Genomic DNA, 12214 nt, shown 5'->3' with positions numbered 1-12214 from the left:
GTATACCCCCTCTTATGATATGGAAAAGTGTGCTAGTCACACTCTTTGACAACTTACAAAGTAATATCTAACTTCTGTGATCCATGAAGATTTACTCTAACTCCATCTCTGGTTGAATCAACTTCACCTGCTGAAGAAGAAGTAATGCTTTCATATCCTGCAAGAAGAATAGAATACGTTAAACCTTCCATTGATGTTTCAATATGAATGCTGTTATGTTGTTTAACTGCTTTTATTTCTCCTTTAATGTTTCCATTTATATCTGTTACAAAAGCTGTTGCTTGTTGATTATCCTGTAACTGATAAAGCTCAAATGTCACATTATTAGCAAATTCATAATCCGGACGGTCGTCATCATAACCGATCGCTAGTATGCTATTTTCTTTTATAAATAATGGAAGACTTAGATAATCATAATTTTCTGTTCTCCAAGTTCCCCCTTCAACAACTTCTTTTGTTAAATAGTGAGTCCATTTACCTTGTGGAAGGTAGTAAGAGCCTACTCCTTCTTCGTTCATAATAGGTGCAACCAACAGGCTGTTTCCGAGCATATATTGACGATCAAGCACATGTGTATTTGGATCTTCAGCAAATTCCAATAGCATTGGTCTCATTACCGGGACACCTGTGTTATGGTTTTCAACAGAGGCACTATACAAATATGGCATTAAACGGTTTTTTAATTTAGAGAAATGCTTTGTTACCTCTACTGCTTCTTCGTCAAACAACCATGGAACGCGGTATGATGAACTACCGTGAAGACGACTGTGGCTGGACAATAGACCAAAAGCAAGCCAACGTTTAAAGAGATCAGGACTTGCTGTATTTTCAAATCCACCGATATCATGACTCCAATAACCAAAGCCGGATAATGATAGTGAAAGGCCCCCGCGCAAGCTTTCCGCCATTGATTCATATGTTGCATTACAATCCCCGCCCCAATGGACTGGAAATTGCTGACTACCTACAGCAGCTGATCTAGCGAAAACAACAGCTTCTTTTTTTCCTTTTTCTTCTTCAAGTAAGTCAAAAACAACTTTATTATAGAGATAAGCGTAATAGTTATGCATACGCTGTGGATCAGAACCATCATAATAGACAACATCAGTTGGAATTCTTTCACCAAAATCAGTCTTAAAGCTATCCACACCCATATCAAGCAACCCTTTTAATTTCCCGCAATACCACTCACACGCTGCCGGGTTTGTAAAGTCAACAACTCCCATTCCAGCCTGCCATAAATCCCATTGCCATACATCACCGTTCGCTTTTTTCAACAGGTATCCGTTATCGGCTGCTTCATCAAAAAGCTTAGACTTTTCAGCAATATAAGGATTAATCCACACACAAATTTTCAAGCCCTTATCTTTTAATCTTTTTAACATCGCCTCTGGCTCAGGGAATGCATCTTTATCCCATTCGAAGTTACACCATTCAAATTCTTTCATCCAAAAGCAATCAAAGTGGAACACACTTAATGGGATATCACGCTCTGCCATTCCATCGACAAAATGAGTAACTGTTTCCTCGTTATAGTCAGTCGTAAACGAGGTTGTCAGCCATAACCCGTAGGACCATGCTGGTGGAAGTGCCGGTTTACCTGTTAACTCCGTAAAGTTCGTTAATACTTCTTTAGGTGTTTCTCCACCAATAAGGAAATACTCAATACATTCACCTTCAACACTGAACTGTGTTTTTGAAACAGCTTCTGAAGCTATTTCGAAACTTACATTTTCCGGGTGGTTTACTAATACACCATAGCCCTTGTTACTTAAGAAAAATGGTATGTTTTTATAAGATTGCTCTGAACTTGTTCCACCATCTTCATTCCAAGTATCAACAATTTGTCCGTTTTTAACAAATGGAGTGAAACGCTCACCAAGACCGTAAAGGTATTCACCAACACCGATGTTTAACTGCCCTCGCATATAACTTTCCTTTTCAGGCCCTTTAATCCATGCCACTCCTTTTGAATCAATTGAGGTTAGTACTTGATTACCTTGAGTAAATGTAATTTTAAATGGCTTATGCTGAATGTTTACGCTTACATTCCCGCTATTTAAAATTGTTTGTTCTTCATTTTGCTCACACTCTAACGGATGAAGCTCATTTTTAATGTCAAATTCCGGTGTTTTCATTCTTGTACCTTTATGATGCCAAGCCTTGACTTTAATGACATTTTTTATTGGAGATGACAGCTGAATCGTTAAGGATGGTAAATTTAATGTGTCTCCTCTATGTTGAATCTCTTTACATGGTGCGTAAAGTGTCACTGTATTTTCATTTATTGCAACATCACGAACATTTCTTGGATGTTGAATATCAAAACCTTCTTTTGTCAGCCAAAAGCCATCAGTAAATTTCATAAAAACAACTCCTTATCTATACATTCATTTGCTGTTATATTTATTTGTCATCTTACAATTGAAATTATAGTGATAAAAATGCAGCAATTCTTGCACAATTTCAACAATTAATTGTACAATTCTGATATATAGAGGAGATGATAGTGTGAACAAGCATAATTTGCTTGAGGATCGTGTACATGGAGATTCTATGTTTCCTTTTCGTATTTACATGGTGGATTACCTCGATGGACAAGTGATCTTTAACATGCATTGGCACCCTGAGTTGGAGTTTATTTATGTGGAAAAAGGACCGATCAATGTACAAGTGGGGACAAAACAATATCGACTAAATGAAGGAACCGGTTGCTTTATTCCAAGCGAACAATTACATGGTGCCTATCCTTGTGGTGACGGACCTTTTAAGCTCCATGCTGTCGTTTTTTCGATCGATTTGTTACGTAGCTTTGGCTATGATTTAATTGAAAGTCATTATTTAGAGGTTATTAAGAAATTCTCTTTTATTCACTCTATGAGACTTACACCACAAACATCAGAAGAACGAAAGATGTTAAAAACCATCGTCAGCATGATTGAGGCTTATTCTACAAAGGAAACAAGCTATGAACTTAAGGTAAAGGGATATCTTTTTCTTTTATTTGCAGACATTTTTAAGAAGCAATCTTGGGTTCATAATGAGGAAGTAACACAAAAAGACTTAACAAAAACAGAGCTATTAAAAAAGGTTCTTCAATATATTGATGAACATTACAAAGAAAAACTATCCGTGATGGATCTTGCTTCTCAGATTCAAATGAGTGAAGGTCATTTCAGCCGATTTTTTAAATCACTTGTCCGGATGACACCGATGGAGTACATTAACACCATTCGAATTAATAAAGCATGTATATTACTACTAAAATCGGAACGAAAAATGCTGGATATTGCAATGGACGTGGGGATTCAGAACCAAAGTTACTTTATTCGATTGTTTAAAAGACAGAAGGGGTGTACACCTAAGGAGTATCGAGGTGGAATGTAGGTCTCTTGTCCCGTAAACGGGACAAGGGACCTGTCCCCACGTACCATTAAGATGAAAATGTTTTTAATAATCCGTTTAGTTCTTCGGAAAGTGTTGCTAGTTGGTTTGCGCTTCCGGCTATTTCTTCCATTGAGGTGCTTGTCTGCTGTATGGATGCTGCTGTTTGTTCAATTCCTGCAGCTGATTCTTCAGAAATTGACGCAATGTCTTCGATTGAATTACTCATTTTTCCACAGTCCTGGTCGATTTCAACTAATCTTATCGCTACTCCTTGAATTTTATCAACAACCTCTGAAATCGCATGGTGCATTTCATCAAACGTTTTTCCTGTTGTTTGGATATCTTCAGTCCCTTTTTCCACTTCGCTATATCCTTCTTCAAGAGATGTCACAACATTTTCCGATTCCAATTGAATGTTGTGAACGATACCGGTTATATCTGTGATGGAAAGAGATACTTGTTCCGCTAACTTTCGAACTTCACTTGCTACAACAGCAAAACCTTTTCCATGCTCACCTGCTCTTGCCGCTTCGATTGCTGCGTTTAATGCAAGGAGGTTCGTTTGTTCAGCTATTGATTGAATAACCCCGACAAGCTTTGAAATTTCCTTTGATTGCTGATCTAAGTTTTTCACTTTTTCAACAGAACCTTTTACAATATTGTTGATTTTCTTCATCTGTTCAATTGACGAATTCATTAACTGTTGCCCTTCTTCTGTTAAGGATTGAACAGACACTGCTGAAAATACAATCGTTTCACCAAATGAGTTGGACTCTTTTATTTTTTCGCCAAATGTACTCATTGTTTCAGCAAGCTCAGAAGAGGCATTTGCTTGTGACTCAGACCCAAGTGATAGTTCTTGCATAGTAGCTGCAACCTGGATGCCGCTTTCCTTTACTTCATGAGATGACTGCATCAATTCTTCACTTTGCATGGAAACTGTTTCAGAAACGGTTGTAATTCGTTTCATCATATCACGCAAATTCAAAAGCATCGTATTCATTCCTGTACTAAGCTGGCCAAGCTCATCTTTACTATTATAGGTACTAGCTTCAACAGATAAATTACCATTGGATATTTCATTTGCCATATGAATGACATTGTTTAATGATTTTTGAATCATGCGATTGATTACAATCGCAATTGTAACTCCCAAAATTATGGCAATACCAATAGAAATAAATAAAACAAGTATGGATCTGTTGATACTATCCTTTGTTTCCTTAAGTGCATCTTGATGAGAGTTGTTAATTAACTCTCGCAATTCCCCTAAATACCTTACAGCTTCATTACTTAATGACTGAGTAAAAACCCGATTCGTATTAATATTCTCGGTATTTCCAGAAGCCACATCTTTCACGATTTCCTCTAAGAATACGTCATTCATTTTACTATCAGTATTTTGAATATAAGTAAATAATTTTTCCTCATCCTTTGTATCGATAGAAGAGATGAGTTCTTCCTGAAGAGCATTGAACTCTTTACGCTTTTCTTCAAAAGCCGTTGCAAACTTTTCTTCCGGTGAATTAATATAATCCGCTATCAAAATGTTTTTCTCTCTAAATAAAGCCATCATTTCTGTTGTCTTTATCGCCCGATCTCCTCTTCTCTCAAGCGCTGACAATTGGTCTTGAACATTTTGCATTTCGTAAAAAATAATAAACGAAGATACAATAAAGAGAATAAAAGAAAAAATAAGTGCTAGACTATACTTCCAACCTAGCTTTAAATTCCTAAAAAGTTTCATAAAACTGCCCCCATAAATAAATAATCCTACTATATTACTATCGGCATAAATTGTAAGCACTTAAATAGTTATTTGTAATTTTATCTAACATTTTCGTGGTACAGGGGGACAGGTACCTCGACCCAATAAAAAACAGGACAAATCACTGTCCTATTATACCGCCATAAGCTGCTTTATTAACTTTTTTGTTAGTGAGGCAGATCGTACCCTTAAATGTAGATCCGGTGAGATATAAATAGTGAAAGCATTGTCTTTAATTGCCCTTTTTACTTCATTTATTGTATTGTAGTGACCATTGAATTCATTTACTATCGAGCCATATTGAAGGAATTGGTGAGTATCACTACCTCCTACTATTGGCAATTCCAGTTCTTCAGCCAATCTGTAGACATATTTTTGGTTTTCCTCAATTCCGATTGAATGAAGATCTTTACCGTTTAAATCAAGGGCATCCAATCGTTTCAGCTGAAATGGCTTGTGCTGGGTAAGTGGTGTACTTGGTCGGAATGGATGTCCGCCAATTTTAATTGTTTCAAAGGATTCTGCAAGGTTCATTAAATCTGAGAACGGGATAAAATTCTCTTCATCCAGATGATATTTCAATTCATAATAGATGGCTAAAATGGATTCACGGCGACTGATTAGCAGAATGTGGCCAACTTCCTTAACATCGACTTCAATTCCAGGGAAAATCTTTAATCCACCTACATCATAGTAATCATTTTTATAAGGATAGTGAGCGTCTAAAAAGTCATATACATCAAGAAAATTCAACGTATTAAAATGCTCTGTTAAGGCAATTGCATCAAGACCGGCTTCTTTTGCCTCCCTTGTCATTTCCCGAAAGTATGCCGGATCAAAGTTCGATTTTTTTGATATTTTGATATGAGTATGAAAGTCCATTTTCATTGATAAACCCCTCCATTTTTATTTATAAAGATTACCTGCTACCATGAGAACGATAATATAAAAAATACTTGTGGTGAGAAATAGAACATCATTCCGGCCAATACTTAAGGATTGAAGCTTTAGTTGTTTCACCTTAGGATTACTAAAAGCATTCTTACTGCCTTTTGTTTCAAGTGCTTCAACAGTTGTCCTTGCTCGTTTAGCCGTGCTTAAAAGTAACGGGTAAAAGGACATCACCGCCAATTTGATGAAATAACTTGCTGTCCTCCAATAGAATACTCCTTTTTTCTCTGGTGCTCTTCCCCTTAATCTGTATGACATAAACACATGGTTGTATTCTTCTAATAACAAAGGAAGCATTCGATAACCATATGAAATTGAAAAGGAAACATGACCTGGTACGCCAATACTTAACAGGCCCACACTTAATTTTTCAGGGCTCATAGAACAAAAGACCGTTATGCTGGCAAGCGATATGACAGCAAGCTTTACTGTTAACATTAATAACGGCAATAGGACAGCCATATCTCCTCCAAAGAAAAGAGATGCAATGAGTAAATAACCGCCTTGCCCGAGTAAACCCAAAATTAAAATAAAGAGGATTAACCTGCTTACTTTTGTCAAAATTGTTGTTAGGATCGTAACAGTTAACAGCCCGAATAAAACAATTTTATTATGAATAAACCAAGGGGCGATCCCAAAAAATCCGTACCACATGAATAATATTCGGGGATCCAATTTTGCAATAAATGTCTGATCGTTAGCATACGCTGTATTCATCAATTCGATTTTCACTTGTTCAACGCTTAACTTATCAATCATGCTTTTTGCATATTCCATCTTGTTTCCTCCTGAAATCGTTCCACAAATGAAGCAATCGAATAAGCAGCAGGTGAAAGCTGCAGCCTGTGGCTAAGTTCAACAATTTGCGGGGGGACAATGCCTGCTTTTCTCATCAAAAACAGATCGGAAAACAATCCTTCCTTGTCACCATCATAGATCACGTGTCCATCATGCATAACAATAACACGTGTTGCCCATTCACTAACTAATTGCATATCATGTGTGGCGATCATGACTAGTTCCGTGTGGTGGTCCAACATATGAATAAATTGGATAAGCTGTTTCCTTGTAGCAATATCAAGGTTTGCCGTTGGTTCATCAAGTAGAATAATAGCCGGATCCATCGCCGCTCCAATCGCTAGCGAAGCACGCCGTTGTTGCCCCCCGCTCATGAGACGGCTGTCTTTATTCTGCAGAACCGACAAGTTAAAAAGCTCGAGAATGTGATCAACTCTTTCTTTATACCCTTTTCGATTGCGGGCTTTTAAGAAAAACTCAACATCCTTACGGACAGAATCCTCAATAAACATTTGCTCAGGATTTTGGTAAATATATGTCACGATATCCGCTAACTGCTCAGGTGAATGTTTTGACGTCAAATGCCCCATCACATTTACGGTACCGGAAGCAGGCTTGCGAAATCCCGTTAAAAGCCGCATTAATGTTGACTTTCCGGCTCCATTATTTCCAACAAGAGCTACTTTTTCTCCTTTATAGAAGGTGACATTAATATTTTTTAAAATATGATGAAAAGATCGGTCAACCGTCTTATATGAGAATTCAACATCATGAAATGACACTGCTTCTTGCCTTTTTCCTAAAGGGACCGTTGGATAACATAAAGTATCATTAGAAAATAATTTATCTGTAAAATAATTTTCAGCTTCTGCCAATGTAATTGGAAGAGCAGAAGAGCCACCCAGTTCAATTGCTGCTTGTGTCACCTGGGGAGGATAAATATTACGCTCCATTAAATCTTCCACAGCTGTAAGTGCCTTTTTGACTGACCTCTTCCATACAGCTTGCCCTTTGTCTACCAACAAAACAGTTGAACAATAGTCAGCAATAAACTCTGTATGATGTTCGATAACTATAATCGTTTTTCCATGTTCTTCATGAAGCTTTTTTAGAATTTCGTACATTTTTTTTGCGTGATGTGGATCTAATTGTGCAATTGGTTCATCAAGTACTAGAATATCAGGACTAAGAGCTAGACAGCCGGCAAGTGCAAGTAAATGCTTTTGACCACCGCTGAGTTGCCACACAAACTCCTGTTCACAATCCTCAAGTTCTACTAAGCGGAGAGCTTCCCGAGCACGTTCCTTATAGTCTGCGTATCCAAAATTAAGTGGAGCAAATTCCGCATCTTCAAGCACTCTCGCCTGTACTAGCTGGTTTTCGAAATCCTGATACACATAACCAACATGTGCTGAAAGGTCGGCAACAGTACTTGTTGCTACATCCAACCCGTTGATCGTCGCCTTACCTTCAAAATCCCCTGTGTAATAATGAGGAATTAAGCCGTTCAACAACTTGCATAATGTGGATTTTCCACTTCCATTTCCTCCGATAATGGCTAAAAACTCCCCTTGTTCTATCGTCACATTCATATTCCGTAATATTGCTTCTTCTTCACTTGGATATGTAAAGGTGACATTTTCAATGCTAATGACAGGTTTCATGCTGCATTTTTCCTTTCTTTTTTCGAACGTGAAATCGTCATATACAACATTAGTGCTGCAACAATCCCTGCTACTCCAATACTTAACCAAGTCAATGTTAATTCAGAGTCTTCAGCAAACGAAGCTTCCCATTCAAACACATTTAAGTCTGTCTCAGATAAAAATTCAAACCCAAATGCAGAAAATGCAAGAATGACCGATAATATAACAAGCTTTGGATGCAGAATTCCACGAATAGAGTGTGCATTTTCACGAGTCCGCGGTTTCATCCCGAGCAGCGGTTCAATTTTTCCGTATAAACGCGGGACAAGATATAAAGTAGGTAATAAAGCAAATAAAATTCCGGAAAATAAGATATCATTTAAAAAGGCAAACCCTTCAACAATAACAACACTTTCTGCAAGTCCCGGAAGTACTTCAAAGTCATCAACACCTATCCAAACCTTTCCTATGTCAACCATCATGCTAATTAACTGATGAATAATGACTCCCGAAATCGCCGCAATACCTACTTGGCGCTTGTTTGTCGGATCACTTACCATAATTCCTGCAATATACATCGCTAAAGAAAACGCAATAAATTTTTCAAGCTCTCCAAAACCACCAAATTGACCGAGCATCAATTCCCCAAAAATCACTTCACCTAATGCTGCACCTACAGCTGCATACAATGGATGAAACAAGATACAAAGAGTTAGAGGTATAAAAGCAAAATACTCAATGGAAAATTCAACAGGACCTAAATAAATGGATGGAACAAGTTCTGTAATCATGTTTGATAAGCCATAAAGAGACATGGATAAGATAAAAACCATCATTTTTTGAGACTGTGTTAATGCGAACTGTTTTTTCATTGTATTCCCTCCTTTTGTTATTTCCTCTTTATTTTAAGAAGGGAATTTAAACCTGTGATGGTGTTCATGTAAAGCTTCTGTAAAATTATTATCATTTTCTTTCATTTTGATATTTTTTTATCAAAACATGCTAGCATAATAGAAAAAGGAGGATGCTAATGTTTGAGTTACATGCACTTTCACAAAGTCAACTAAAAATTGGGCGTTGGATTCTCCATAATGAATCAACTGTGATGATCGCAACTGAAAAAGATATAGCACAAGCAGTTGGAGTATCTGTTGCATCCGTATCACGCTTTTGGAAAACCATTGGATATGAGAATTTAAAAGATTACAAACAAAAATTAAAGGAAAAGCGTGACATAACTCCGGCCAAAAAGATATTAAAAACCGTGATTGACTTGGAGTACACAGATGTTCAAAGTCATCATTTAAATCGCAGTATCCATCATCTTCAATTAACATTGAACCATTTTCAGAGAGCGCAGTTTGAGGAAGCAATCAACATCATTCGTAAAGCAAAATGTCTGTTTATCTATGCTCCCGGCCCTTCTCTATGTCTTGGAGAGCTTTTAACCTATCGGCTTAGACGCTACGGAATAGATGTAAAATTGATCAAATGGATGGGAAGCGAGATATTGGAGGAACTCATTCACATTAATAATCAAAGTGCAGTATTACTATTCAGCTTTAGCCGATTATTAAAAGAAGCCGAAGTTCTTTTAAAACATGCAAAAGATACAAGGTGTAGCACGATCGTAATAAGTGATGAATTCATGCTTGATACTCCTTATCCTGTGGATGTGTTTTTGTATGCAGACCGTGGAGAAAAAGATGAGTTCCACTCTATGATTGCACCGCTATTTTTAATAGAAAACTTAATAGTGGAAATAGGTAAAATAGAAGACTCCATAATACATATGGAGTTACTAGATAAGATGAGAAAACTATACAAGGAGGATCTTCCGAGGTGATAGTGTTTTTTTGAGGAGATCTTAATATTTCATATAAAAAAAGAGTGACCTAAAAGTCCAATTTTCCAGACATTTTTAGTGTCACTCCTAATTTTCCATTACCGGCAGAATCACTTCTTTTTTCTAGTTTTAATAAAGAAAATAACAAATGCGATCGCAAGTAAAGCCAAAATGACATACACGACATCAGAGTATATATCCATTTTCTCAACAATGGCTTCCCACGAGGACCCAACCGATGCACCCAGATACACTAAGACAATATTCCAAATGAGTGTTCCAAGTGTTGTTAAAAGAAAAAATAACCCCAGCTTCATATTTGACATCCCGGCAGGAATCGAAATCAGACTGCGAATTAATGGGACAAATCGACAAAAGAAAACCGTCCAAGGTCCATACTTATCAAACCAGGCATCAGCTTTGTGGATATCTTTCTTTGTCAAACGTAGAATATGGCCCCATTTTTCTACGATTTTATCTAGTCTTTCAACATCAAGCTGCAACCCGATAAAATATAGCACACCAGCCCCTATGACAGAACCGATTGTTGAGGCAATGACAACTCCCGTTATTGATAAATTCGTCGTAGTGGTCATGAAACCGCCAAAAGTTAAAATTACTTCTGAGGGAATGGGAGGAAAAATATTTTCTAAAGCAATTAGTAACATAATCCCTACATAACCGTAATTCTCCATAACTGACATTAACCAATTTTCCATAATTTCTCCTTATTCTTTTATCAATTTTTCATACTGTTCCTAGTTACTTAAACCAGCCTTTGCTTTTGAACCACAAAAGCATTAAAATTCCTATCACTAACATTAAGCCCAATGATATAAAGTAGCCATATTTCCATGTTAACTCTGGCATATTCTCAAAATTCATACCGTAAATTCCTGCGATAAATGTTAACGGAGCAAAGATAGAGGTAATAATTGTAAGAACCTTCATTACATTATTTGTTTGATGTGAGTTTAATGAGAGATAACTGTCTCGTATGTCAGCTGTTACTTCTCTATTTGACATAACCATTTCTGATAGCTTCAAAAGATGGTCATAAATATCAGAAAAATACTCTCTTCTTTCTCTTATCCCATGTAAGTGATGAGAATTTAACATGCGGTAGAGTAAATCACGCATTGGATGCACACTGTGTCTTAAGTTTAACAGCATATGTCTTGTATCAAATAACTCATTCATTAACACAGTCATTGATTTGTTTTGTGTATTGTCCTCAATTTTGTCCAACCGGTCTTCTATTTTATAAATAAGTGGAAAATAATTATCCACAATCTTGTCTAAAATTTGATAGAACACATAAAAGCTGTCCCATTTCTCCGTATTTTTTTGTTCCAATAATCTATCCCAGACCTGTGCTACTTCTTTCGCTGGCATACGATGAAAGGTCACAATAAATTTTTCACCTACAAAGAAGTCTATTTCCTCTTTGTAAATTTCATTGTCTTGTTCTCTGACTATATGGGTGACATAGAAGCTATGATCATCATAATAATCCAGCTTTGGACGCTGAAGGACTTGAATACAATCTTCAATCGCAAGCGGATGGAAACGGAATGTGTAAGCAAGATGCTTGATCTCATCATCACTAGGTTCATGAAAATCTACCCAAAACCACTTATATTGATCTAAATCTGCGTCATGTATCGAGAGATTCTTTTCTATTTGATTGTCATATGTAATCCCAACTACATTTATCATAAAAAGCACCTGCTTCATACTTTTTCAAGAAACATGTCCTGCTCATTTCCGGCAAACAACTCTTCTAAAGAAAATATTGTAACAAAAATCCACCCTCAA

10 protein-coding genes are annotated in these 12214 nt (G+C 36.8%); 2 read left to right on the top strand and 8 right to left on the bottom strand.

Features of this window, described 5'->3' with window-relative positions:
* Nucleotides 1–53 precede the first annotated feature (53 nt).
* Nucleotides 54–2366 (bottom strand): alpha-xylosidase, encoded by a 2313-nt coding sequence (gene yicI / locus LC095_RS17720; RefSeq protein ID WP_226529403.1) that lies wholly within the window; start codon nt 2364–2366, stop codon nt 54–56.
* A gap of 145 nt (nt 2367–2511) precedes the next feature.
* Here yicI and LC095_RS17715 point away from each other — a divergent pair, with 145 nt between their 5' ends.
* Complete coding sequence (locus tag LC095_RS17715) at nt 2512–3387, top strand: AraC family transcriptional regulator (protein ID WP_226529402.1); 876 nt, start codon at nt 2512–2514, stop codon at nt 3385–3387.
* Between the two features lie 46 nt (nt 3388–3433).
* Here LC095_RS17715 and LC095_RS17710 read toward each other — a convergent pair whose 3' ends face one another.
* The 5 genes from LC095_RS17710 to LC095_RS17690 all read right to left on the bottom strand — a co-directional run bounded on the left by LC095_RS17710 (nt 3434) and on the right by LC095_RS17690 (nt 9422).
* A complete protein-coding gene (locus LC095_RS17710; RefSeq protein ID WP_226529401.1) occupies nt 3434–5134 on the bottom strand; it encodes a methyl-accepting chemotaxis protein in 1701 nt (566 codons plus the stop codon).
* A gap of 153 nt (nt 5135–5287) precedes the next feature.
* Nucleotides 5288–6043, bottom strand: a complete 756-nt coding sequence (locus LC095_RS17705) for a PHP domain-containing protein (protein ID WP_226529400.1) — start codon at nt 6041–6043, stop codon at nt 5288–5290.
* Between the two features lie 18 nt (nt 6044–6061).
* Nucleotides 6062–6883 carry an energy-coupling factor transporter transmembrane component T family protein gene (locus LC095_RS17700; RefSeq protein WP_226529399.1) on the bottom strand — a complete coding sequence of 274 codons (822 nt, stop codon included), beginning with the start codon at nt 6881–6883 and terminating at the stop codon, nt 6062–6064.
* Nucleotides 6862–8568, bottom strand: a complete 1707-nt coding sequence (locus tag LC095_RS17695) for an ABC transporter ATP-binding protein (RefSeq protein ID WP_226529398.1) — start codon at nt 8566–8568, stop codon at nt 6862–6864. The genes LC095_RS17700 and LC095_RS17695 overlap by 22 nt, the downstream gene beginning before the upstream one ends.
* On the bottom strand, nt 8565–9422 hold the full coding sequence (locus tag LC095_RS17690) for a cell division protein FtsQ (RefSeq protein ID WP_226529397.1): 858 nt from the start codon (nt 9420–9422) through the stop codon (nt 8565–8567). The genes LC095_RS17695 and LC095_RS17690 overlap by 4 nt, the downstream gene beginning before the upstream one ends.
* Nucleotides 9423–9580: 158 nt before the next feature.
* On the opposite strand from LC095_RS17690, the gene LC095_RS17685 reads away from it, so the two are divergent.
* A complete protein-coding gene (locus tag LC095_RS17685) occupies nt 9581–10396 on the top strand; it encodes a MurR/RpiR family transcriptional regulator (protein ID WP_226529396.1) in 816 nt (271 codons plus the stop codon).
* Nucleotides 10397–10506: 110 nt separating this feature from the next.
* On the opposite strand, the gene LC095_RS17680 is transcribed toward LC095_RS17685, so the two are convergent.
* Entirely contained in the window at nt 10507–11115 is a 609-nt protein-coding gene (locus LC095_RS17680; RefSeq protein WP_226529395.1) for a DedA family protein, read from the bottom strand.
* A gap of 43 nt (nt 11116–11158) precedes the next feature.
* Nucleotides 11159–12115, bottom strand: a complete 957-nt coding sequence (corA, locus tag LC095_RS17675) for a magnesium/cobalt transporter CorA (RefSeq protein WP_226529452.1) — start codon at nt 12113–12115, stop codon at nt 11159–11161.
* Nucleotides 12116–12214 lie beyond the last annotated feature (99 nt).

Origin of the sequence: Metabacillus niabensis (genome assembly GCF_020524345.1) — a bacterium.
Lineage (GTDB): Bacteria > Bacillota > Bacilli > Bacillales > Bacillaceae > Metabacillus > Metabacillus niabensis_B.
This window is presented reverse-complemented; position numbering and strand designations above follow the sequence as displayed.